Genomic DNA, 23,140 nt, shown 5'->3' with positions numbered 1-23,140 from the left:
CCCACGCAAGGCTGCGGAAAGATTCATGAATCAGGCGTCGAAACGCGAGGGCGGGAGGCGGTCCTCCAGCGCCGCGATCAACTCTTCATAAACAGCCTTGCGGGCGAAAAGATGTCGCGTGACGAGCACCCTTCCCTCCTCCTTGAGGAACAGGCCCAGCACGCTCCCCTTGCGGCCGACCCGGCGCACGGAATCAATCTGTCCCCAGTGCAGCTCCAGCGGCTGGCCGCTGAAGGGGCGGGCCACCCGCACGCCCGCGGCGTCCAGGGTGATGCCCCACTGCGCGCGGGGGCGCAGGCGGTGGACGGAGACGAGGAAGGTCAGCATCAGGCCCGCGCTGATGCCGGCCCGCGCCATGGCGACCAGCCCTCCGCCGCCTCGGTAATCCGCCAGGGCCCACGCGGTGAGGACCGCCAGGAGGCACGCGCCCAGGATGAGGGCGATTCGGGTGGGACGCGGATCGAACGAGAAGAAGCGCGGGGTCATGGTGGCGGGCGAAAGGAATGAAACCTAACCCCCTGGCGCACGGTGTGCGCGTCCTTTCCTCCGGGGCTGTTCTGTGGCCGTCGTCCCCGCGCATAGGCTCCCGGCCCGCAATGACGGACGCCGAGCTCACCCTTCGACTGCACACCAACCTCATCGCCTTCAAACGCTTGCAAGCCGAGCGCGGCCCGCTGCGCCACCTCCAGCTCCCCGGGGTGGACGCGTTCGCGCTGCCCGGCTACCAGGACGCGCACTTCCAGCAGGTCCTCTTCACGGACGTGGACGCGCTGGCCGCCGCGCTGCCGGCCGTCATGGACTTCTACCGGGGACACGGGCTGTCGCAATGGCGCGTCACCCTGACACCGGGGCAGCGGGACGCGACGCGCGTGCTGGGCGCCGGGGGCTACCGGCCGGACTTCACCGTGGTGGCCATGGGGGCCTGGCTGAGGGAGCTGCCGGACGCGGCGCCCGGCGTGCCGGTGGAGCCCGTGGAGGACATGGACGAGCTGGTCGAAATCAACGTCCAGACCTACGGCCCGGAGTGGCGGGACATCCTCTCCGTGTGGCAGCGGCCGCCCCGCTTGCCGGTGCACACCGTGGTGGCGCGCGAGCAGGGCCGGGCCCTGTCCTGCGGGCTGGTGGTGGACGTGGCGGACACGGCGGGCGTGTACCTGGTGGCCACCCACCCGGAGGCCCGGGGGCTGGGGCTCGCGTCGGCGGTGATGCGGGGCATCATCGCCCAGGCGCGCCAGCGCGGGTGCATCGCGATGGTGCTCCAGTCCACCCAGGCGGGCCTGCGCGTGTACCGGCACCTGGGCTTCCGCGACCTCGGTCCCTGGGAGCACTGGGTGCCCCCCAGGCGCTGAAGCCGCGCGGCCCTCAGCGCAGCGCCTCCAGCTCCTCCACCGTCTCCAGCACCCGCCGCGGCTCCTCCACGCCGAGGAGCCGGTCCGCCAGCCCGCGCCCGGCGAGCCGGGCCACGTGCGCCAGCCGCATCAGCCGCGCGCGGCCCACGTGGCCGTCCACCAGCGCCACCACCAGCCGCAGGGGCTGGCCGTCCGGGGCATCCACCTTCAGGGGCCGGGCCAGCGTCACCAGCGCCGCCACCGGGGCCGCGCCGGGGACGAACGCGTGCGGCACCGCCACGCCGTTGCCCACCTGGGACGGAGCTTCGCCCTCGCGCTGGCGCAGCCCTTCGGCGAGCGCCGCCGCGTCCACGCCGGGCAGGGCCGCCGCCAGCCGTCCGGCCGCCACGTCCAGCGCGTCCTCGTAGTCGCTACAGGAGAGCTGGACCACCACCCGCTCCGTGCTCAAGAGCGGCACCAGCGGGGGCACGGGTTCGTCGCCGCGCACCTCGCGCAGGGGGAACTCCGCGTCCAGGAAGGCCCGCACGCGGGCCAGCTGCGCGCCGGTGAGCTTGCGGCGCGCGATGTCCAGCATCAGCGTCCCCGCCGCGGGCACGTCCTCCAGGTAGCCCGCCACGTACGGGCTCACCCGGTTGGCCACGTCCATGAGCAGCCCCGGGGGCACGTCCAGCTCCCGGGCGATGGCCGTCAGCCGCTCCTGCGTGGGCGGCGCGTCCACGCCGTTCTCCACGCGGCTCAGGTACGCGCTCGACACGCCGATGCGCCGGGCCAGGTCCCGCAGGGACAATCCGGCATCCACCCGCAGCAGCCGCAGTGTCGCTCCCAGGTGCATGGCGGTCAGCTCCGCGCGCCGAGCGGCTGCGTCGTCGGGTTCGCTTCCGGCTCCGTCCCCTGCGCCCGGGCCTGCTCCGGGGAGCGGGCCAGCACCGCCGCCGCCTCCGGGTGGTGCACGAGCAGCAGCGAGGCGGGCGCGTCGCGCACGATTCGCTCGCGCTGCACGCCGAACAACCGGTCTTCCAGGCCCCATTCGGCCCCCAGGCCCACCACCACGAGGTCGTAACCCGCCTTCGCTTCCTCCAGCGCGGCTTCTTCCGGCGACGCGTGGCGCACCACCTTGAGCTTCACGGAGGCGCCCTCGTCCGCGGGGAACAGCTCCTCCACCTGCGCGCGGCCCGCGCCCGGGCCCGAGTCCCTGGGCGACGTCACGTGCAGCACCGTCACCTCCGCGCCGGCCTGCTTCACCAGCCGCCGCGCCAGGCCCAGGGCCGCGCGGTCATGCCGGCTGCCCACGAAGGGCACCAGCACCCGGCGCACCTGCGCAAGGCCCCGGTCCACCAGCACCGCCACCGTGCCGCCCGCCTCCTGCATCACCTCGTGCACCGTGCCGCCCAGCACCGTCTGGCTGAAGAGCGGCTTGTGCCAGCCCAGGAGCACCAGGTCCGCGCGCTTGGCCCGCGCCGTGCGGCAGATGTCCCGCGCGGGCTCGGAGGACACGAACGACAGCGTGCGCACGGACAGCCCCAGCTTCTCCGCGCGGCCCACCAGGGGCGCCAGCGCGCCGCCGGACGCGGCCGTGGGGTCCAGCGACTCCTCTCCGCGGGCCTTGAGCGAGCGCTCCGGGGACAGCAGGTGCAGCGCGAAGAGGTTCGCCTCGTTGCGCTCGCCCGACAGCGCGCGCGACAGCACCGCCATGCCCGGGCCGGCCTGCCCGTGCGACACGCACAGGAGCACCGTGTACGCGGACGGGGCCAGCGCCGGCTCCGCCACCTGCACCAGCTTCTCCCGCGCCTGCTCCTCCGGCGAGTACATCAGGCGCAACAGCGGCGTGGTCATGAAGGTCGTGACCAGCGCCATGATGACCATCATCGTGAAGAGCGTGGGCGAGATGACGCCCAGGTCCAGGCCGAGGTTGAGCACGATGAGCTCCATCAGGCCGCGCGTGTTCATCAGGATGCCGATGGCGCCCGCCTCCCGCCACCGCAGGCCCGTGAGGCGCGCGGCCACCGCGCTGCCGCCGAACTTGCCCAGGCACGCCAGCAGGATGATGGCGCCGCACGTGAGCCACGCCTCCGGCGTGTTCAGCAGGCCCAGCTGCGTGCGCAGGCCGCTGAAGGCGAAGAACACGGGCAGGAGCAGCACGACGGCCACGTCCTCCAGCTTCTCCGCCAGCGCCGCCGCCAGCCCGCCCTCCTTGGGAATCACCGCGCCGAACATGAAGGCGCCGAAGAGCGAGTGGATGCCGATGGATTCGGTGGTCCACGCGGAGCCGAGCAGCATCACCAGGGTGATGGCCACCACGTTCTGGGTGAGCCCCTCGCGGTTGGCCACGCGCGCGCCCAGCCGGGCGAGGAACGGCTTCACCAGGAGCAGCATGAAGCCGATGTAGAGCAGCGCGAACACCGTGGTGAGCCCCGCCTGCGCCAGGTCCGACGCGCGCACCAGCGACACCACGAACGCCAGGATGCACCACGCCGTCACGTCGTCCACCGCCGCGCACGCGATGGCGATGGCGCCCAGCTTCGACTGCATGAGCCCGCGCTCGGTGAGGATGCGCGCCAGCACCGGGAAGGCCGTGATGCTCATGGACACGCCCATGAACAGCACGAACGAGGAGAACGGCACGTCCGGGCTGGACAGCGACCTGTACAGCCACAGCGCGCCCGCCACCGCGCCCAGCGCGAACGGGGCGATGATGCTGGAGTGGCTGATGGCCACCGACGCGTGCCCCCGCCCCTTCAGGAGCTTGGGGTCCAGCTCCAGGCCGATGAGGAACATGAAGAGCACCAGGCCGACCTCGGCCAGCATCTTCAGGAACGGCATGGACTCCGGCGGGAACAGCCAGCGCATGGCGTCCGGCGCCAGCCAGCCCAGGAGCGACGGGCCCAGCGCGATGCCCGCCACCACCTCCGCGATGACCAGGGGCTGGCCTATCCAGCGCGCGCCCCGGCCGATCAGCCGGGACACCGCGATGATGACGATGAGCTGGACCAGGAGCTGGGCGAGCATGTGGGGATTCATCGGACAGGCCTCGCTGGGAAAGTGTTAAGGATGCACTTACCAAGGCGTCTCGCGCAGCGTCAACCCGCGCGAGCCGGGCCGCGCGTGCGAGCGGACACACCCGGAGTGTCAGGCGGCTTCGGGGGCCTTGTTGGCCGCCACGGCCTTGAGCAGCGTCTCCACGTCCACCGGCTTGCGCAGGTAGCCGCAGGCGCCCATCTCCTCGGCGACCTGGCGCGCGTTGGCGGAGGCGGAGAAGACGAGCACGGGGATGTCCCGCCACGCCTCCACCTGGCGCATCTGCCGGCCGAAGGTGGCGCCGTCCATCACCGGCATCATCATGTCCAGCAGGACCAGGGACGGCATCACCGGCTCCCGGCGGAGCACCTCCAGCGCCTGAAGTCCGTTGCCCGCGCCGAACACGGTGTAGCCCGCGTCGCGCAGGACCTCCTCCAGCGCCTCCCGCAGGTCCGTGTCGTCATCCACCACCAACACCGGCCGACTCACTCGCGCGTCTCCTTCTCCAGCGGCAGCTCCAGCGTGAAGCGCGCGCCCTCTCCCGAGGCCGACTCCGCCCAGGCCCGTCCGCCGTGCGCCTCCGCGGCGCGGCGGGCCAGGTAGAGCCCCAGCCCCAGGCCTCCATACGAATGCGAGCTGACCGCGCGGCCGAAGCGCTCGAAGATGCGCTCCACCTGGTCCACGGGCACGCCGATGCCCCGGTCGCGCACCTGGATGCGCGCGAAGCTGCCTTCCCGCCCCACGTCCACCTCCACCGGCCGCCCCGGACCGAACTTGAGCGCGTTGGATATCAACGCCGCCACCGCCTGGTCCACCCGGAGCCGGTCCCACGTCCCCCACAGCCCGCGGCGGGGGGACTGGCGCAGCTCACACCCGGCCGCGCGGGCCTCCGCCTGGTAGCGCTCCAGCACCTCGGAGACCAGCTCCTCCAGGTCGAATCGCTCGGGCATGAGCGACAGCTCGCCGCTGGACAGCTGCGACACGTCCAGCAGGCCCTCCACCAGCGTGCCCAGCCGGCGCACCTGGCGCACGCTGCGCTCCAGGCGCGTGACGACCTCCGGCTCCAGCCGGTGCGCCTCCGAGCGCTGCAACAGCGTGCCCAGCTGCAGCCGCAGCGTGGTGAGCGGCGTGCGCAATTCGTGCGCGGCCACGGTGAGGAACTCGTCGCGCAGGCGCACCGCCTCGCGCGCCTCCTGGAAGAGCCGCGCGTTCTCCAGCACCAGCCCCGTCCGGCGCGCCAGCTCCTGCGCCAGCGACAGGTCCACCGGCGCGAGCGTGCGCTCCCCCAGCGTGCCCATGGACAGCACGCCCAGCCGGCCCTCGTTGCCGGGCAGGGCCACGTTCACCACCGAGCGCAGCCCCAGCCCCTCGATGGCGCGCTGGTGCGCCGCGTCCTTCGTGATGGGCTCCGGGCGCCGGCGCACGTCCGGCATGAACTCCGGCTGGCCGGTGCGCAGCACGTGCGCGGGGCCCGCCGCGGCCTGGGGGTCCAGCGGGAAGCGCTGGTCCAGCTTCCACGCGTGGGCGCGCCGCTCCGCGTCCGGGTGCGCCAGCGCCACCAGCCGCAAGCCCCCCTGGTCCGGATCCTGGAGGAAGAAGGCGCACCAGTCCGCCACCCGGGGCACCATCAACTGCACCAGCTGGTCCAACCGCGCCGCCTGCTCCAGGGACGCGGTGAGCAGCTCGCTGGCCCGGGACAGGATGTCGCGGTCCACGTCCGCCCGCGCGCGCTCGCGCCGCACGCGCGTCTCCTCCAGCTCGCGCGCCACCGCCGGGCCCAGCCGGGCCATCCGGTCCTTGGAGAAGCAGTCGCGCGCGCCCGCCTTCATCAGCGTGACGGCCTGGTCCTCGCTCAGCTGGCTGGACAGGACGATGAGGGGCACGTCCCGCCCCTGCCCGTGCAGCAGCGACAGCACGTCCAGCGCGGTGAAGCCCGGCAGCCGGTAGTCGCACAGCACCAGGTCCCACGGCGCATGGGCCAGCGCGTCTCGCAGCGCGTCCAGCGTCTCCACGCGCCGGGCCGTGGGCAGGTAGCCCGCCTGCTCCAGCGCCGCCGTCACCAGCGCCGCGTCGTTGACGCTGTCCTCCACGAGCAACAGCCGGAAGGGCGTCATCCCCGGGCCCCGCCCATCAGCCCCGGGGCCCGACATCGCCCCTTCGGCCGGGAGCCTCGTGCTGCATCCATTCGCGTTGCTCCTCCCGTGGGGTGTGGGCCTCTTTCACTGCATGCTAGTGGCCCTGCCTGTCACGCCAGCGGGAGAAATGGCGGACGTTCAGCACCGAGCGCTGGCTGGTGAACGTCCCCAAGCCAGCGCCCACCGCCAAGAAGCGCAACAGCCCCGGATTACCAGGAAACGTCGTACTCGGTATCCAGCAGGGACAGCTGCCGCCCGTGCACCTGGACGTCCTGGGCGCCCACGGCCTCCAGGGCGGCCTGGAGCACGCCCTCGTGGTACGGCGCGGGCATGAAGTCCCGGCGCATCACGAAGCGGGCGCTGTGGTCGCCCGTCCAGAGGACGCCGCGCTCGCCGTAGCTCACCGCGACGCGGTAGTTCTCCACCATGTGGTGCAGCATCTTCCGGGGGTTGCGGCCGGCCGCCTGCATCAGGTCCCGGCCGAACATGGAGCCCAGGAAGTCCAACGTGGCCTGCGTCCCGATGTAGCGCAGCGCCTGCTCCCAGTCGCCCAGCTGGGGCTTGAGCAGCCGCGTCGCCTCGGCGGCCATCTCCAGGAAGCGCGTCACCGGGTACAGCTCCCCGGCGTTCAGATCCTTCAGCCCGGACGCCGCCAGGCACTTCGCCGCGGCCTCCTCGCCCTGGAGGAAGTTCACCACGCCCACCACGCCCTGGAAGAACATCCCACGCGCCCCGTCCTCCGGGGTCGCGGCCAGGCACCGCTCCGTCAGGTGCCACGCCGCGTACTGCTCCGCCCAGCCCGCCGCCCTCGTCGAACCTTCCACCGGTCCGCGATCCATACCGACCTCACTTCCACCTCAGGCGCTGGAATCGGCCCCCCCGTTTCGTGGTGCCATCCGCCAGCGCAGCCCTTCCCCCTCACAGGTGCCGGGGCCCACGCCCCGCTCACACCGTGCAGCCAAATCACACAATTCCACCAAAACGACAAGAAATCCCAGTAAGCCCGGAAGTACCTGTCATTATCCACCAGCTTACACAAATCTAATGGGAGGGCGGATGGGTTTTCTTGTGGCCTGAGAAAGAATTGGGGGTCAGGCCCCTCACTTCGGGCCCTACCCGGAGAGGGCGGCCTGGGCGGCGGCGACTGCGGTCCCGGTGGCGGCGGCGCGGTGGCCGGCGGCGTGAAGGGCGCGCTCGATGGCGCCCACGGTGACGAGCACGTCCCCGGGGCTGACGCGGTTCATGTGGCCCACGCGGAAGTAGCGCGTCTTGATTTCGGGGTGGAGGCCCCCGGCGATGGCCACCCCCTGCGCCTTCACGCGGCCCACGAGCGTCGCGTCCACGCCGTCCGGGTAGTACACGGCGCTCAGGGTGTTGGCGGCCACGGCTTCGGAGGTGGGAACGGGCTTCAGGCCCAGCGCGCTCCAGGCGGCGCGGAAGGCGCGGGCCATGCGGCGGTGGCGCTCGAAGCGGGCCTCCATGCCCTCCGCCAATATCTGTCCCAGGCTGACGTCCAGCGCGCACACCAGGGACGTGGGCGGGGTGGCGAAGTAGGCGGGCTTGCCGGCTTCGTAGGCCTCCATGACGGGAAGCCACTCCGCCCAGTCCGCGTACACGCTGGCGACGGGCGATTTGCGCGCCTTCCACGCGGCGATGGCGCGGGGGCTCACCGTGAGGAGCGCCAGGCCCGGCGGCACGCCCACCGCCTTCTGGCTGGCGGTGAGGTACACGTCCGCGCCCCACGCGTCCTGCTGGAAGGCCTCGCCGGCGGTGGCGCACACGCCGTCCACCACGGCCAGGACGCCGTGCTGGCGCGCGGCCTTCACCAGCGGCTCCACGGGCGCGAGCACCGCGGTGGAGGTGTCCACGTGGGTGACGGTCATCAGCTTGAAGCCGCCGCCGCGCAGCTCCGCCTCCACCTGGGCCACGTCCGGGGCGCTGCCCACGCTGGCCGCGCGCACGTGCGTCACCTTCGCGCCGTGGCGCTCCAGGATGTGGGCCATGCGGTCGCTGAAGTAGCCGGTGTTCACCACGAGCGCGCGGTCGCCGGGCTCGATGAGGTTGGCCACCGCGAGTTCCATGGCCAGGGTGCCGCTGCCGGAGACGACGAAGGGCTGCGCGCCGGGAGCGAGCGACACCTCTCGCAGGCGCTTGAGGGCGCGGCCGAAGGTGGCGATGAAGCCCGCGTCCAGGTGCCCGGGCACCGGCCCGGACATCGCCTGCAGCACGTCCGCGTCCACGTCCACCGGCCCGGGAATCATCAACAGGTCTCTCACGGCGCCACTCCTCCTGAAGGGCCCCCTCCGGACAGCCGGAGGGCGGTCCCCCACTGTGGCCAGCGCGGGCCCGGCTTGTCCACGCAGGAAAAAGACGACGCCGGAGCCCCCTGCGGCGGGGACCCCGGCGTCTGTGACTTCAGGAAGCGAAGCCGTGGACTAGCGGTACGTCGCGGTCACGCTGTCCGCGCGGGCCACCTGGCCGGCGGTGAACGTGTTCATGCAGTTGTCGTCGGTGTAGTCCATGAAGTTGTAGATGGGGTCCGCGCCGCCACCGGAGCAGGTGTCACGGCCGGCGGGGCAGCCGTACGCGGGCGAGGCCTCCGGCGGCGTGTCGCTGACGGAGTCGCCCGGGTTGTTACAACCGCCCTGGAACGTGTGGTACAGGCCCAGCCAGTGGCCGACCTCGTGCGTGCCCGTGTCACCCTCGTTGTACGGGGACGCCGTGCCGCCGGGGACGCTGCTGTAGAGGATGACCACGCCGTCCATCTTCGGCTGGCTGGTGTAGCTGGAGGGGAAGGTCGCCCAGCCCAGCAGGCCGCCGCCCAGGTTCGCCGAGTAGATGTTCAGCGACTCCGGGCCACCCTTGCGCAGCGCGGCCTTCATCTTCTTCTCCGCGGCGGAGCCGCTGCGCAGGCCGTACCACTGGCTGTTCGTGGTGCGGTCCGTGCCGGCCAGCGTGAACTTGAACGGGGTGTTGCTGTAGGCCGCGTTAAGCACGTTCATCTGCGCGGTGATCTGCGAGTCCGGGATGTCGCCGTTGGCGATGCCCGTGCCCTTGTTGATGACGTGGAAGTACACGGGCACGTTCACGGAACCCACCGCGCGCTTCGCGGACACGCCGCGGGCCGCGATCGCCGCGTCGACCTCCGCCTTCTCGTCGGCGGACAGCTCCTCGGTCGCACAGCCGCGGTGCGGGATGGCCTGGGCGTTGGTCTCTTCGGTGGGAGCGGGCGTCTGCTCCTCGGAAGTCGGGGCGCTGCTGCTGCAACCCGCCAGGGACATCAGCGTGCCAAAGACAACCGCGATACGGCCACTGCGCTGCGCGATGTGACGAAGCATCGGTTCCCAACTCCTCAGAAAAGGGGTGAAACAGTGATACGCGGATGAAACAGCGTATGTCAAATCACGCGATAAAATTGAACTCCCAGCAAAACACTGAAGACAAACCAAGCGTCACAGGGCCGGGAGACGGCCTGTCCGTGAATCCGCCTGGAAATGGAAAATGCCGGAGCCCCCTGGACGGGGACCCCGGCATCCGGAAAACGGCCACAGCCCTGCGTGATTTTTCTAGCGGTACGTGGCGGTGAGGCTGTCCGCGCGGGCCACCTGGCCGGCGGTGAACGAGTTCATGCAGCTGTCGTCCGTGTAGTCCATGAAGTTGTAGATGGGGTCCGCGCCGCCACCGGAGCAGGTGTCGCGGCCGGCGGGGCAACCGTACGCGGGCGAGGCCTCCGGCGGCGTGTCGCTGACGGAGTCACCCGAGGCGGAGCAGCCGCCCTGGAACGTGTGGTACAGGCCCAGCCAGTGGCCGACCTCGTGCGTGCCCGTGTCGCCCAGGTTGTAGGGGGACGCGGTGCCGCCGGGGACGCTGGTGTAGAGGATGACCACGCCATCCATCTTCGGCTGGCTGCTGTAGCTGGAGGGGAAGGTCGCCCAGCCCAGCAGGCCACCGCCGATGTTCGCGGTGTAGAGGTTCAGCGACTCCTTGCCACCCTTGCGCAGGGTGTTCTTCATGCTCGACTCGGCGGAGCTGCCCGGCGTCACGGTGTACCAGGTCGAATTGGTCGTGCGGTCCGTGCCCGCCAGCGTGAACCGGAACGGGGTGTTGGCGTACGCCGCGTTCAGCACGTTCATCTGCGAGGTGATCTGCGAGTCCGGGATGTCGCCGTTGGACAGGCCCGTGCCCTTGCGGATGACGTGGAAGTACACGGGCACGTTCACGGAGCCCACCGCGCGCTTCGCGGACACGCGGCCCGCGATCGCCGCTTCAATCTCCAGCTTCTCGTCGGCGGACGGCTCCACGGTCGCGCAGCCGCGGTGCGGGATGGCCTGCGCGTTGGTGGTCTCCTCCGCGGGAGCGGGCGTCTGCTCCTCGGTGGTGGGGGCGTTGTTGTTACAGCCCGCCAGGGACATCAGGGTGCCAACGACCACCGCGAATCGACCGCTGCGCTGCGCGACGTGACGAAGCATGGGTTCCCAACTCCTCGAAAAGTAGGGGGGAGCGGGAATACGTTTCCAACGACATCCGAGTCAATACGCGGACAGTCGTGGAAACAAAGTAAAACCTTACGAACCCGTAGGATGTCTCACCGCGTGAAACCTCCGGGTGTCATCTTCACCCGGAAGGCGTTTCGCACCCCGCCAATCCCTGACGCGCACTGACGACTCAGGGCGTCGGGGCGGGGGCGCCGCCCGCGTCCGGGGCGGGCGTGAGGGGGGTGGGCGCCGTCTGGGGGGCTCCCACCTGCTCCAGGGACTCGCGGTTGCTCACGGAGAAGCGCACCAGGGCGCGGAGGATGCGGTTGCGCTTCACGTTGCCCAGCACCTCGCGCAGGTCGTCGTAGACGGTGGGGTCGTTGACGAGCGCGCCCAGGGTGCCGTCGCCCTTGGCCACGGTGGCGGTGATCTGCTTGATGTCCGCGGCGGCGCTGCCCAGGTCCGCGAACATGCCCTTGGCGTCGCCGTAGACGAGCTGGTGCACGGCGCCGTTGGGGCTCTTCTTCGCGTCCTCCAGCAGGCCCGCGAGCTGGCCGGCGGCCTCCCCCAGCTCCCGCATGGCCACCGCGCCGTCCTGGCCGTAGATGAGCGCGTGCGCGGTGCCGTCGCCGCGGCGCACCTCGCCCAGGATGGCCTCCACGTGGCCCAGGGCGCCGTCCATGCGCTTCGCGGCGCCGGAGGCGTTGGCGAGCAGCGTGCTCACCTCCTGGCCGGTGCGCCGGTCGTAGATGAGCGCGTGCAGCGCGCCGTCGCCCTTCTCCACCTCTTCCATGATGGAGCGCAGCGACGCGACGCTCTTGGCCAGGTCCCGCGTCAGGTCCGGGTTCGAGTAGGCCTTCACGGCGTCCTTGAGGGACTCGCTGATTTCGACCGAGTTATCCATCACGCGGCTGGCGCTGGACATCAGCTTGGACAGGTCCCCGCCGCTGCTGGACTGGATGACGCCGCCGGGCTCCACGGGGGGCTGGTTCGCGCTGCCCAGGGAGATGTCCACCGCCTTGTCGCCCAGCACGCCCATGCTGGTGAGCTTGGCCACGGAGTCCTTGCGGATGCGGTTCGCGTAGGCGCTGGCCACCTGGAGCTCCACCTGCAGGCGGCTGTCATTCAAGTCCTGGGAGAAGGACACGCTGTTCACGCGGCCCACCTTCAGGCCGCCAATCCACACGGGGGACTGGTCGCTCAGGCCGTCCACGCTGTTGAAGTAGGCGTGGAAGACGACCTGGCGTTGAAAGAGATTGGACTCGCGGCCGATGAAGAAGACGACGACGCCAGCCACGGCGAGGCCAACGGCGACGAAGAGGCCCGCGCGCACGGCCAGGCGCTTCTCCTTCGAGGTCGACGTGAAGAGACTCATGGTGTTCCCCGGGGGTTCAGCTCCAGGCGGCGCGCGTCGATGAAGGCGCGCACCTCCGGCACCTGGGAGCGGCGCATCTCCTCCGGGGTGCCCACCTGGACGATCTTCCGGTTGGCCAGCATGGCCATCCGGTCCGCCAGCACGAAGGCGCTCACCATGTCGTGCGTGACGACAATGGACGTGGCGCCCAGGCGCTGCTTCATCGAATCAATCAACTCGTTGATGGTCTGCGTGGTGACGGGATCCAGGCCCGTCGTGGGCTCGTCCCAGAGGATGACCTCCGGGTCCGTGGCGATGGCGCGCGCCAGGCCCACGCGCTTGCGCATGCCGCCGGACAAATCCGACGGCATCAGCTTCTCCGTGTTGGGCAGGTCCACCAGCTCCAGCTTCTCCGCCACGCGCTTCTGGATTTCGGCGCGCGTCATCGTCTTGAAGTGTTCGCGCAGCGGGTACGCCACGTTGTCCGCCACGCTGAGCGAGTCGAACAGCGCCGCGCCCTGGAACACCATGGCCACGTGCTTGCGGACCTCCAGGAACTGCTCCTCGGAGAACTTCGCCAGGTCGTAGCCTTCGAACAGGATGCTGCCGCCGTCCGGGTGCAAGAGGCCGATGAGGCACTTGAGCAGCACGCTCTTGCCCACGCCGGAGCCGCCCAGCACCACCAGCGTCTCCCCGGCGCGCACGTCCAGGTCCACGCCGTCGTAGATGCGCTTGGGGCCGAACTGCTTCATGAGCCCGTCGAAGCGGATGAGCTCCTCGCCCGGCGTGGGCTTGCGGAAGCTGAACGGGACGGCGGGGTCGCGGTGGTGGTGGTGGCGGGCCTTGCGCATGGTGCGGACGGCTTCAGAAGTAGAGCGTGATTTTCGTGATGAAGAAGTCCGCCAGACACACGGTGACGGAGGTGATGGCCACCGTCTGCGTGGTGGCGCGGCCCACGCCCTCCGTGCCGCCCTCCACCGCCAGCCCCTTGAAGCACCCCACCAGGCCGATGATGAGCCCGAACACGGCGCCCTTGATGACGCCGGACACGAAGTCGCCCATCAGCACGGCATCCAGCGCGCCCTGGGAGAACTGGTCCAGGGAGATGCCGTACTGGGACTTCACCACCAGGGCGCCCGCCACCAGGCCCACCACGTCCGAGAACACGGTGAGCACCGGCAGCACGATGAGGCACGCGAACACGCGCGGCACCACCAGCTTGCGCAAGGGGTCCGCGCCCAGCGCGCGGATGGCGTCCACCTGCTCCGTCACGGTCATGGAGCCCAGCTCCGCGGCGATGCCGGACCCGATGCGCGCGCCCACGGTGAGGGCGGTGAGCACGGGGGCCAGCTCCCGGAACAGCGTGAGGATGACCACGCGGCCCACGGTGTACTGGACGCCGAAGCGGGCGAGGAAGTAGCCGAACTGCAGGGAGATGACGAGCCCGGCGAACGTCGCGGTGAGCAGCGCGATGGGCAGCGAGCGCACGCCCAGGGACTCGGTGTGGAAGATGAGGCCGGCCCAGTCATAGGGCGGGCGCACGGCGCGGCTGAACACCTGGCCCGTCATCACGGACAGGGCGCCCAGGGACTCCATGCGCTCGCGCAGGCGCTCCTTGAGGCTGGGGCCGCCGGCGAAGAGCTTCGCCTCGGGCATCATCGCTGGCGCTCCGCGTGGAAGCCCTGGAAGAGGCTCTCGAAGTCCGCCATGCGCGCGTCGGCGGTGCCCACGGGGGCGACGTAGCTGAAGTCGAACACGCAGTTGTCCTTCTTCACCACCACCAGCTCCAGGGAGATGGGCACGCCGTCGAGCTTCGCGACGTAGCGGCTTCTGAGCGCTTCACGGCCGTCCAGGGTGAAGGTGCGCTGGCCCAGATCCTGGCGCTCGGTGAAGCCCATGAGCAGGTGCTTCGTGAGGACCTGGAGGGACGGGTCGTCATGGTCCCGGCAGGTGGCGTTGGAGGCGATGACGCGGCCGGTGTCGCCGCGCTCCACGAAGGCCAGGTCGTTGTCGTCGAAGCCGCGGCGCTCCCAGACGTCGTTGGACAGCGGGCCGACGCGGTACTTCACGTCGGACTTCTGGAGCACCGAGTCCTCGAACGTCGCGCGGTGGCACCCCGCGAGGAGGCCGGACAGCACGAGCGTCAGCAGCAAGCGCGACATGGCACCATTTCGTTCGTCCCGGGTCCGCCCGGTGGGACGGCGGGCATGGTCATGGTGCACGCCCGTCGGGTCCGCAAGAACTTCGTCGGAGCGAACGTTGGCTCACGGACGCGCGCCCGCCGAGGGCCCGCCGCCCTGATCGGGCTCCGGACGGAAGGCGGAGGCGGGGTGCCCCCGGCCTTGCGGAGGGCGCATGTTCAGCCGGGAGCCGGGGGATTCTCACGAGGAGGATTCGATGGACGGCGGACTGGCGATATTCGGATTCGGGTTGTTCCTGCTGTCGATTGCCAACCTGTACGCACGCACGTCGTACTGGCTGGCGTGGCCGCTGCTGGCGCTCTCCATGCTGGCCATGGGGATGGCGTTCAGCGAGTCGAAGCGCCTGCGGGACGTGTCGCTGGGGGTGGCGGCGGTGCTGGGGGTGTTGTTCATCGCCGCGCTGGCCACGGGCACGGTGTGGTGGCTGACGCTGGCGGTGTTCCTGTTCGCGGTGGCGTTCGGGCTGCTCTGGGCGGAGTTCCGCTTCGAGTACTTCGGGCACGTGACGCGGCAGGAGTTGCCCCACCACACGCACCGCAGGTCGGTGCACTGGCCCTGGCACCGGCGGCGGGTGCACTAGGGTTGTGACGGGGACTCGGTGGCCACCTGTCCCGCGTGGACGGTGAGCCAGAGGGTGTCACTGGCGGCGGCGGCCCTCACGAGCCCCGCGTCGGTGGTGGTGAGGAAGACCTGCGCGCCGCTCCGGGCCAGGTAGCCCATGAGATAGGCATTGCGCTCGGGGTCCAGCTCACTGGAGACGTCATCCAGGAGCAGCAGGGGGAGGAAGCCCATGGCCGCCTCCAGGTTTTCAATCTCCGCGATCTTCCAACCGAGCACCAGGGCGCGCTGCTGCCCCTGGCTCGCGTAGGCGCGCGCGCTGCGGCCTCCGAGCGTCACGGACACGTCGTCCACGTGCGGGCCCACGGAGGTGAAGCCGCGGTCCAGGTCGCGGCGCAGGCGCGCGGAGAGGGCCTCGCGCAGCGCGGTGGCGAGGGCGCCCTCGTCCGCGTGGGCGAAGTCGGCGCCGAGGTGCGCGGGGTGGTAGCCGTAGACGGCGGGGTCGGCGGTGCGGCCGATGGACGCGAAGGTGGCCTGGGCGAGGGGCGCGAGCTCGGCCATCAGGGCGCGGCGGCGGGCGTAGAGGCGTGCGCCCGCGCGGGCGAGCGTCTCGTCATAGGCGTCGAGGTACGCGGCGTCGACGGTGGCGCCTTCCCGGAGCAGGCGGTTGCGGTTCTTGAGGGCGCGGGCGTACTCGCGGCTCTCCTTGAGGAAGGCGGGGAAGCGGTTGAAGACGGCGCGGTCCAGGAAGGCACGGCGCGCGTCGGGGCCGCCCTTGATGACCTCCAGGTCATCGGGCGTGAAGGCGACGACGGAGACGCCGCCGAAGTAGTCCTCGAGGCTGGCGGCCTTCTTGCCGTCCACGAGGGCCTGGCGGGTGCCACCGCCGACCTCGACGGAGATTTCGCGCTCGGCGCCCTTGAGGAGGAAGCGGCCGGTGACGCGAGCGGCCTGGGAGCCCCAGCGGACGAGCTCGGAGAGGCGTCCGGCGCGCAGGGGCTTGAGGGTGGCGAGGAAGTAGAGCGCCTCCAGGAGGTTGGTCTTCCCCTGCCCGTTCTGGCCCACGGCGATGGTCGAGTGGGGGCTGGGTGCGAGCTGCACCGCCGGGAGGTTGCGGAAGTCCTGGACCTGGAGCGAGAGGAGGCGCACAGCGTCACCGTGAAGGGGCCGACCTTCGTACTACAGATGCGGCGGCCGGCGGGGCGCGGGATTCAGCGGGTGACGCTCGGTTGGTGGGCGCGGGGGCGTCACGGACAGAGCCGTCGCCGCCAGCGGTCCAGGTAGCTGCCGATCCCGGGGTCGTCCGACTTGTACATGAAGGGTTTCAGGAAGCAGGCCAGGGCGCGGTACTGGGGCGGAACGGGTTCCTGCTCGATGTCGATGGCCTGGGGCCATTCGCTCAGGGTGACCAGCAGGCGCTCCTGTTCCATGGGGAGGAGGGAGACCTCCGGGAACGGCAGTGCCTGCCGCACCGCTTCGGTGCCGCCCATCCGGTCCAGCAGCGGCGGGCCCAGGAAGGTGAGCCAGTGGGCTCCAAGGGCGTGGAGCCCGATGACGGAACCGATCCTGGCGGTCGAGGGCAGGTCCAAGCCCAGATAGCGCGCGAAGTATTCATCCAGGACCTGCCACTTTCCAGCGGCCCAGGAGCCATCTGGCGGGACAAGGGCGAAGCTCGCGTAGCCGAAATGAAAGGGCAGTTCCCGAGCCAACTCCAACACCAGGGCACGCATCTGATGGGACCCCTGTTCCAGGAGGAATTCGGTCGGGAACGAGAAAGATATCGCGGTGCTGGACCCAATGCAGAGCGGGCGCACGATCCGGTTGCTGTGATACTCGAACTGGTACCCGCCAGTTCCTCCAGGTAGGTCGAACAACTCGACGTGCCAGGCCAACCGGGAGGGCTGATCCACCATCCGCTTGCGAATGACTTCCCATCCGTCTTCATCCAGCTCCAGGACATCCCCATCGTCCGCGCCGTACCAGTTCAGCGACTGGGGCGGGAGGGCTCGAACGTAGGTCTGCAAGGCCCGCCAGCATGCCTGCGCCACGATGCTGTGGTCATGGGGGATGAAGAACAAGACCGCGACACCGTCGCGGGCCGCTACTGCGCCGTCCCTGTGATGGCGACGAAGGGTGGGGAGGTTCGCGCTCATGGCCAGCGCACCACTCCACGGCGAGGAGAAACGAGCAGGGCCCTCCCACCAAGCGCATCCTCGTAGACCTCTCCTTGCGTTTGTCCCTTGTAGGGACTGCCGTCCCCATAGGGTGACCACCGAGGTGGGTTGTCCTCAGGGCAGGGGAACTTGAAGTCCAACGTGAGCGCGGACGCGAGCAGATTGCGGTCCGCATGAAGGACTAGATCCGGCTTGATCGTGCCCCGGAGTTCATCTGTGCAGCCCTCGGCGAGCATCCGCGCTTCTTTCTCCCGGCTGATCGTCTCCACGAATCGGGCATTCGGATAGTAGCGATAGCGCTGCTCGATGCTGTAGGGTGCGGCCCAGAGTTCCTTGAGCACCTCCTCCGCGCACTGGAGGACCAGGACGTGCTTCTGCTTTCCGAGCTGCATGGCCCGCGTGATGGGGTTGCCGCAGCGGTCGCGCCCCACCACCTCGCGGCACTCCTGCCGTGTCGGCGAGCGGTTTTCGAAGAAACGCGCATTGCCCTGGCGCTCGGCCTGGACGGCGCATTCCACGAGTCGCGCCTCCAACTCATCCGCGGAGTGGTCCTGTTGCATCAAGCCGAGGATGACCGGGGCGGCCTGGACCAGGGCGGAGGCCGTGGTGGAAGAGGCGCCCTGCTCCGCCACCACGGCCGCATGGCGAAGCCTCGCGGCGGTCTCCGTGTCGACGAAGCGCAGGTCTCCGTGCACGGAGCGCCGTGCGCTTCCGCCGGCACAGGCTGTGAGCAACGCGCTGACCGCGCACAGCGATACGAGTCTCCAACCCATGCCACGGAATCTACCGTGGGGACAACGCGGATTCCTGGACAACACGCCGGCTGCGAAACCCGGCCACGAACAACGCCGTGACGTAGGAGAGCCCCGACCACGGATGCGTGAGGCCATCCATGGGAATGGCCATCCATGGCAGCACCACACCGGAGATGACGGCCTTCCCCCAGCGATCTCCCCGAGAAAGCGGGGGCGGCGGAGGGTCGAGGGGTGCATCCTTCCCCGCGAAGATTCGCTTGAAGGCCTTCATGTCTCCGCGCACGTACAAATCAATCCCTGGCCGCGGCGTCTGCAGTTCCGTGTGGAGCGCCGGAGACAGCGCGGCGCCCACCGCCAGGTACGTCAGGCCCACCGCGAGCGTCCGGTAGAACCAGCCGCCGCGCCGGTCCGCCCCTTTCGCCACGGCCGTGCCCCCCCCCCATCCCACCGCGATGGCGAGCACGCTGACGTTGTAGCCCGACAGGCCCGCGCAGAAGAGCACCAGCCCTCCCCCGAGCGCCGTGAAATAGCCATACACGCCCGCGCGCAGCATCCGGCTCGACCGTGTGCTGACAACCTCCGCCGTTGCGTTCGTCACAGCGCCGCCGCCGCCCCCGTCCAGTGTTGCGCGGCCCAGCCCAGCGCGCCCAGGCCCACCACCAGCGCGCAGAACTCCACCAGCGTGCGGCGGTCGCCCGTCTCCGACGCGGGCGTGAGCAGGGTCCGGTACGCCGCCACACCCGCGATGAGCAGGAGCAGGTTCTCTCCCGTGGCGAACCACGTCGCGCCCACCACGGCCACCACCAGCCATCGCTGCTGGCGCGCCAGGGCCCGGAACCCGCGCGAGCCATCCAGCTGCCACACCGGCACCAGGTTGAACAGGTTCATCCATGCCGCGAAGTGCGCGATGGCGCCCAGCGCCTTCCACCCCGTCAGCACCGCCGCCACCAGCGTCACCACCACCGCCGCGCTGCCCCAGATGGGCCCCGCGAGCCCCACTCGCGCATCCTCGCGCTCATCCACCGGCAACTGCTTCAGGCGCACGAACGCGCCCAGGCCCGGGATGAACATGGGCGCGTCCGCCTTCATGCCCAGCCGGCGCAGCGCTGCCACGTGCCCCATCTCGTGCACGTAGATGCAGGCCACCAGCCCCAGCGCGAAGCTCCAGCCCCATATCGTCCAGTACACGCTCGCCGCGAACAGCATGGAGAACAGCGTGCTCGCCTTCGTGAGCCCGAGCAGCAGCAGCTTTCCCTTGCCCAGCAGCAGCGCCAGCACGAACTTGAACTTCCACAGCATCAGGCCCACCGCGCCCATGCTGGCCAACACCTTCGGCATCCCCGAACGCTTGCGCTCCGCCTCCGCCAGCGGCGCCGCCAGGCCCTGCGCGTCCGCCTGCTGGCTCAGCGCCGTCACCCGCGCCGTCACCTGCGCGTGCTGCGCCGTGTCCGGCGGCAACAACTCCAATGCCTCACGCCACAGCGCCAGCGCCTCCAGCGGCGCGCCCCGCGCTGACGCAGCCTGCGCGTCCGCCGCCAGCTGCGTCAGCCGCTTCCCGTGCACCAGCTTCCGGCACGACGGACACGTGAGCAGCCGGGGCGCCAGCTCCGAACCACACCCCTCACACCGCTGCGTGAGGAGCGATACCGCGAGCGCCTCAGCCAACGGACCGCTCCTGCTCCGCGGGCGCGGCCTCGCCCTCGGCCGGCGCCTCCGCCAGCTTGAACGGCCCCGCGATGTTCAGCTCCGTCCGCTTCGTGCGGCGCCACGCCTCGAACAGCGCGAAGCCGTAGATGAGCCCGGAGATGGGGCTGTTGATTCCCACCAGCACCGGCGCCGCCACGGAAATCACTCCCGCGAGGACCACGTTGGCCGCGGGAGAGGACTCCACCGCTTCCCCAGCAGGCGCGTCCGCCGCCACCTCGGCCGGAGGCTGTGTCGTGAGCTCCTTGTAGACATCCGGCGCGAGCGAGGCCGCCACGGCGAAGTACGTCAGCCCCACCGCGAGCGCCTGGTAGAACCAGCCGCCGCGCGACTCCGAGCCCTTGAACACCGCTGTCCCCACCATCCACCCCACCAGGATGGCGATGAGGCCGATGTTGTAGCCCGTCAGGCTCACCACCCAATACACGAGCGCCCCCGCGATGGCCGCGCCAAAGCCAAACACCGCCGCCTTCAGGGCGCGCTTTGACTTCGAGCCGCCCGTCATCGCGGCCTCCACCTGCTCGCGGCACTCGGGACACAGCAGGCGCGTGTTCAAGTCGTAATACACGCTCTTGATGGCGCGCTGGCAGAAGGAGCACTTCGGCGCCGAGGGTGCTTCGGTGAACTCGGCGCGGTCGAACTGCAGCGATGCCTCGTCGGAGGCCGGCGGAGGAACTGGCTGGGTCATGGGCGGGGTGACGACAGGAAAAGGAAGCAGCCGTGCCAACCTAACAGAAGCCTCGCACCGTCCCCAAACCGGTGTCTGTCTTCAGCCGCCCTGCTTCAGCGCCGCGTGCCGAGCCGCCTGCACCAGCACCACCAGGTCCCCGTTGCGCGCCACGTCTCCCCCAGCGGGCTTCGCGTGCTCCGGTGAGAACAGCCGCGCGGGCGTGCGCGCCTGGCCCCGCAGCATCACGAAGAGGCGCAGCGCGTCCCGCAGGGCCTCCGCCTCCTGCCCCTCCTCCGCGCGCGCCCGCTGCGCGGCCTGCTCCAGCCGCGACCACGCCACCTCTTCATTCCACGCGCCCCGGGGCCGCTCGCGAGACAGGGCCGCCAGCGCCGCCGCCGTCTCCACCAGCCCCGCGCGCCCTTCCGTGAACACACTCCGCGCGGACAGCCGCAGCGCCGGGTCCTCCGACAGCGCGGCCCTCCAGGACAACAGCGCGGGCAGCTCCGACTCACGCGGCACCACCGGCGCCAGCTCCGCCTCCAGCACCGCGCGCACCCGCACCCGCGCCACGTCGTGCCAGAAGGCCGCGTGCAACAGCAACTCCGGACCGCTGCGCGCCACCCGCGTCGGCGCCCGGCGCATGCGCCGCTGGAGGAAGTCCTTCACCCGCCCCCGGCTGTCGTAACGCTCCAGCCGCTCCCACAGCGCCACCAGCGCGGCGGCGCCCAGCGGCAGCGCCCGCGCCAGCTCCCGCGCCTCATCGTCGGAGAAGGCCGGCGCCCCTTCCGTCACCGGGCGCTTGAACACGCGCTCGAAGACCTCGCCCGCGGCGCACGCGGCGCGCAGCTCCGGCAGATTGCGCGGCAACAGCTCCACCGCCTGGGCCCAGACGCGGCCGCCCAGGAATGGCGCCGCGTCCAGCACCTCCGTCTCCAGGCGCAGCAGCCGCGCGCCCAACGTCGCGGGCCCGTCGTCCTCCTCCGCGTCGTCGGAAGCCGGGGAGACACTGGCGGACAGCCGCCGCTCGGCCGCGCGCTCCACCGCCTCGCGCAGGCGCTCCACCTCGTGCATCAACCGGACAGGGGCGGCGTTGTGGGGCCAGCCTTCCGCCTCCACGCGGCGCCGCATCGCGGCCAGCGTCGCGTCCACCTCCGGCTGGTCGGCGGCCACTTCACGCAGCAGCTCGAAGTGGTTGCGGATCCGGTCCTTCCAGAAGAAGGACTCCAGCACGCCCTTGAGCGCGCGGTAGCGCAGGCGCGTGGCCTCCAGGAGGTCCGCTCGGTCCTCCAGCCGCGCTCTCAGGTCGTCTGGACGGGTGGCCACGCCTTCATCATAAGGGCGCCCCGCGCCGGGCGCAGGCCTCCCCATGGCGCGGAGCGTCGGACTTGGAACGGTGGCGTCCCGCCGACGTGGGAAGGTGGACGACCGCGCCGGCTCAGACGCGCATGGGCATGACCACGGCGGTGAAGCTGCGGTCGCCGGGGCCGTGCAGCACGCCCGGGCTGTGCTCGTCCCCCAGCTCGAAGCTGACCTCGTCCGTCTCCGTCACGCCCAGGACGTCCATGAGGTAACGGGCGTTGAAGCCGATGGTGATGTCGTTGCCCTTGTAGTCCACGTCCAGCGCGTCTCGCGCCTCACCCAGGTCCGGGTTGCTGGCGGTGATGAGCAGCTTGCCCTTCTCCAGGCCGATGCGGATGGCGTTGCTCTTGTCCGCGGACAACAACGCGATGCGCTTGAGGCCCTCCAGCAGGCGCACCTTCGGGACGAGGACGACCTTCTCGCCCTCCTTGGGGATGACGCGCTGGTACTCGGGGAACTGCCCGTCGATGAGGCGCATCACCATGGTGAGGCCCGGCTTCTTGAACAGCGCCGAGTTCTCCGCGAACCCCAGGTGGCACTCCGCGTCCGGGGCCTCATCCAGCAGGCGCTTGAGCTCCATCAGGCCCTTGCGCGGGATGATGACGCCGCTCTTGAGCTTGAAGTCACCGGACATCTCGCGCTCGATGAGCGACAGCCGGTGGCCGTCCGTGGCCACCATGCGGACCTTGCCGCTCTGCTGCGGCTCGAAGAAGACGCCGTTGAGGATGTAGCGCGTCTCGTCGCTGGAGATGGCGAACTGGGTCTTCTTGATCATCTCCAGCAGCACGTTGCCGGAGATCTGCACCAGCGGAGCGTTCTCCTCCTTGGGCAGCTTCGGGTACTCCTCGGCGGCCATGCCGACGATCTTGAAGTGCGCGGAGCCGGAGGAGATGTCGACGTAGTTGTTCGCCAGCTTCTTGAGCGTGACCTCCGCGTCCGGGAGGTTCTGGACGATGTCGAAGACGTACTTCGCGCTCAGCGTGACGGCGCCCGGCTTGGCCACGTCCGCCTGGTGCTCGGACACGATGCCGATGTCCAGGTCGAAGGCCGTGACCGTGATGCTGCCCTTGTTCGCCGTGAGCAGCACGTTGGCGAGGATGGGCATCGTCGTCTTGCGCTCCACGATGCCCTGGGCGCGATAGAGGGCCTTCTTCAGCTCGTCGGCGGCGATGCGGAATTCCATCGTGGGCGTCCTTACAGGTCACGGCCCCGGAGGCCGATCTCTTGGGGCGCGGGTGTACAACGAACAGGCACTGTCTTGGCACCCCTTTCTGGACGGGCTCCGACCGCTTCCAGACGCTCTGGGGCCCATGTAGGACATGGAGCAAAATCGCGCCTGTCGCCCTGGCAGGAGGGCGCGCGGCCGGGCAGAGTGGACCCGGCCGTGCCCC

The 23,140-nt window shown here is 70.5% G+C and carries 23 protein-coding genes; 2 read left to right on the top strand and 21 right to left on the bottom strand.

Annotation, left to right across the window (positions count from 1 at the left end):
• Window positions 1-30: 30 nt before the first annotated feature.
• The gene (locus JYJ93_RS04855; RefSeq protein ID WP_206786897.1) at window positions 31-486 is read right to left on the bottom strand and encodes a hypothetical protein; all 456 of its coding nucleotides are present in this window, start codon (window positions 484-486) and stop codon (window positions 31-33) included.
• 110 nt (window positions 487-596) lie between these two features.
• On the opposite strand from JYJ93_RS04855, the gene JYJ93_RS04850 reads away from it, so the two are divergent.
• Window positions 597-1,349 (top strand): GNAT family N-acetyltransferase, encoded by a 753-nt coding sequence (locus JYJ93_RS04850; protein WP_206786896.1) that lies wholly within the window; start codon window positions 597-599, stop codon window positions 1,347-1,349.
• Window positions 1,350-1,362: 13 nt separating this feature from the next.
• On the opposite strand, the gene JYJ93_RS04845 is transcribed toward JYJ93_RS04850, so the two are convergent.
• From JYJ93_RS04845 to JYJ93_RS04790, 12 genes are all read right to left on the bottom strand, one after another.
• The gene (locus JYJ93_RS04845) at window positions 1,363-2,181 is read right to left on the bottom strand and encodes a helix-turn-helix domain-containing protein (RefSeq protein WP_206786895.1); all 819 of its coding nucleotides are present in this window, start codon (window positions 2,179-2,181) and stop codon (window positions 1,363-1,365) included.
• Between the two features lie 5 nt (window positions 2,182-2,186).
• Window positions 2,187-4,367, bottom strand: coding sequence for a cation:proton antiporter (locus JYJ93_RS04840; RefSeq protein WP_206786894.1), 2,181 nt, complete (start codon window positions 4,365-4,367; stop codon window positions 2,187-2,189).
• Between the two features lie 108 nt (window positions 4,368-4,475).
• Window positions 4,476-4,853 (bottom strand): response regulator, encoded by a 378-nt coding sequence (locus tag JYJ93_RS04835; RefSeq protein ID WP_206786893.1) that lies wholly within the window; start codon window positions 4,851-4,853, stop codon window positions 4,476-4,478.
• A complete protein-coding gene (locus tag JYJ93_RS04830) occupies window positions 4,850-6,478 on the bottom strand; it encodes an ATP-binding protein (RefSeq protein WP_242543670.1) in 1,629 nt (542 codons plus the stop codon). The genes JYJ93_RS04835 and JYJ93_RS04830 overlap by 4 nt, the downstream gene beginning before the upstream one ends.
• 230 nt (window positions 6,479-6,708) lie before the next feature.
• Window positions 6,709-7,338, bottom strand: coding sequence for a DUF2378 family protein (locus JYJ93_RS04825; RefSeq protein WP_206786890.1), 630 nt, complete (start codon window positions 7,336-7,338; stop codon window positions 6,709-6,711).
• 273 nt (window positions 7,339-7,611) lie between these two features.
• Complete coding sequence (locus tag JYJ93_RS04820) at window positions 7,612-8,775, bottom strand: alanine--glyoxylate aminotransferase family protein (protein ID WP_269012874.1); 1,164 nt, start codon at window positions 8,773-8,775, stop codon at window positions 7,612-7,614.
• Window positions 8,776-8,934: 159 nt separating this feature from the next.
• Window positions 8,935-9,837: a zinc metalloprotease gene (locus tag JYJ93_RS04815; RefSeq protein WP_206786889.1), complete on the bottom strand. Its 903-nt coding sequence runs from the start codon at window positions 9,835-9,837 to the stop codon at window positions 8,935-8,937.
• 228 nt (window positions 9,838-10,065) lie between these two features.
• Window positions 10,066-10,968 carry a zinc metalloprotease gene (locus JYJ93_RS04810; RefSeq protein ID WP_206786888.1) on the bottom strand — a complete coding sequence of 301 codons (903 nt, stop codon included), beginning with the start codon at window positions 10,966-10,968 and terminating at the stop codon, window positions 10,066-10,068.
• A 196-nt stretch (window positions 10,969-11,164) separates the two neighbouring features.
• A complete protein-coding gene (locus JYJ93_RS04805) occupies window positions 11,165-12,349 on the bottom strand; it encodes an MCE family protein (protein WP_206786887.1) in 1,185 nt (394 codons plus the stop codon).
• On the bottom strand, window positions 12,346-13,179 hold the full coding sequence (locus tag JYJ93_RS04800; RefSeq protein WP_206786886.1) for an ABC transporter ATP-binding protein: 834 nt from the start codon (window positions 13,177-13,179) through the stop codon (window positions 12,346-12,348). Before JYJ93_RS04800 ends, JYJ93_RS04805 begins: the two co-directional genes overlap by 4 nt.
• 13 nt (window positions 13,180-13,192) lie before the next feature.
• Entirely contained in the window at window positions 13,193-13,987 is a 795-nt protein-coding gene (locus JYJ93_RS04795; RefSeq protein WP_014400570.1) for an ABC transporter permease, read from the bottom strand.
• Entirely contained in the window at window positions 13,984-14,490 is a 507-nt protein-coding gene (locus JYJ93_RS04790) for a hypothetical protein (protein WP_206786885.1), read from the bottom strand. Before JYJ93_RS04790 ends, JYJ93_RS04795 begins: the two co-directional genes overlap by 4 nt.
• Window positions 14,491-14,725: 235 nt before the next feature.
• Between JYJ93_RS04790 and JYJ93_RS04785 the strand changes: the two genes are divergently transcribed.
• Window positions 14,726-15,109, top strand: coding sequence for a hypothetical protein (locus JYJ93_RS04785; RefSeq protein WP_206786884.1), 384 nt, complete (start codon window positions 14,726-14,728; stop codon window positions 15,107-15,109).
• Here the strand turns inward: JYJ93_RS04785 and JYJ93_RS04780 are convergent.
• The 8 genes from JYJ93_RS04780 to dnaN all read right to left on the bottom strand — a co-directional run bounded on the left by JYJ93_RS04780 (window position 15,106) and on the right by dnaN (window position 22,932).
• Entirely contained in the window at window positions 15,106-16,236 is a 1,131-nt protein-coding gene (locus tag JYJ93_RS04780) for a DNA replication/repair protein RecF (RefSeq protein ID WP_206786882.1), read from the bottom strand. The two genes, JYJ93_RS04785 and JYJ93_RS04780, sit on opposite strands and share 4 nt — an antisense overlap.
• A gap of 98 nt (window positions 16,237-16,334) precedes the next feature.
• Entirely contained in the window at window positions 16,335-17,240 is a 906-nt protein-coding gene (locus tag JYJ93_RS04775; protein ID WP_206786879.1) for a type VI immunity family protein, read from the bottom strand.
• The gene (locus JYJ93_RS04770; RefSeq protein WP_206786877.1) at window positions 17,237-18,034 is read right to left on the bottom strand and encodes a hypothetical protein; all 798 of its coding nucleotides are present in this window, start codon (window positions 18,032-18,034) and stop codon (window positions 17,237-17,239) included. The genes JYJ93_RS04775 and JYJ93_RS04770 overlap by 4 nt, the downstream gene beginning before the upstream one ends.
• A 10-nt stretch (window positions 18,035-18,044) precedes the next feature.
• The gene (locus JYJ93_RS04765) at window positions 18,045-18,614 is read right to left on the bottom strand and encodes a hypothetical protein (RefSeq protein WP_206786875.1); all 570 of its coding nucleotides are present in this window, start codon (window positions 18,612-18,614) and stop codon (window positions 18,045-18,047) included.
• A complete protein-coding gene (locus JYJ93_RS04760; RefSeq protein WP_206786874.1) occupies window positions 18,611-19,681 on the bottom strand; it encodes a site-2 protease family protein in 1,071 nt (356 codons plus the stop codon). The genes JYJ93_RS04765 and JYJ93_RS04760 overlap by 4 nt, the downstream gene beginning before the upstream one ends.
• Window positions 19,674-20,408, bottom strand: coding sequence for a hypothetical protein (locus JYJ93_RS04755; protein WP_206786873.1), 735 nt, complete (start codon window positions 20,406-20,408; stop codon window positions 19,674-19,676). The genes JYJ93_RS04760 and JYJ93_RS04755 overlap by 8 nt, the downstream gene beginning before the upstream one ends.
• An 81-nt stretch (window positions 20,409-20,489) precedes the next feature.
• Window positions 20,490-21,713, bottom strand: coding sequence for a hypothetical protein (locus tag JYJ93_RS04750; RefSeq protein ID WP_269012876.1), 1,224 nt, complete (start codon window positions 21,711-21,713; stop codon window positions 20,490-20,492).
• Between the two features lie 112 nt (window positions 21,714-21,825).
• Window positions 21,826-22,932 (bottom strand): DNA polymerase III subunit beta, encoded by a 1,107-nt coding sequence (gene dnaN / locus JYJ93_RS04745; protein ID WP_206786871.1) that lies wholly within the window; start codon window positions 22,930-22,932, stop codon window positions 21,826-21,828.
• Window positions 22,933-23,140: the final 208 nt, after the last annotated feature.

This window comes from Corallococcus sp. NCSPR001, assembly GCF_017309135.1.
Lineage (GTDB): Bacteria > Myxococcota > Myxococcia > Myxococcales > Myxococcaceae > Corallococcus.
Note: the sequence above shows the minus strand (reverse complement) of the source record. Positions and strands in the feature narration are given on the sequence as shown.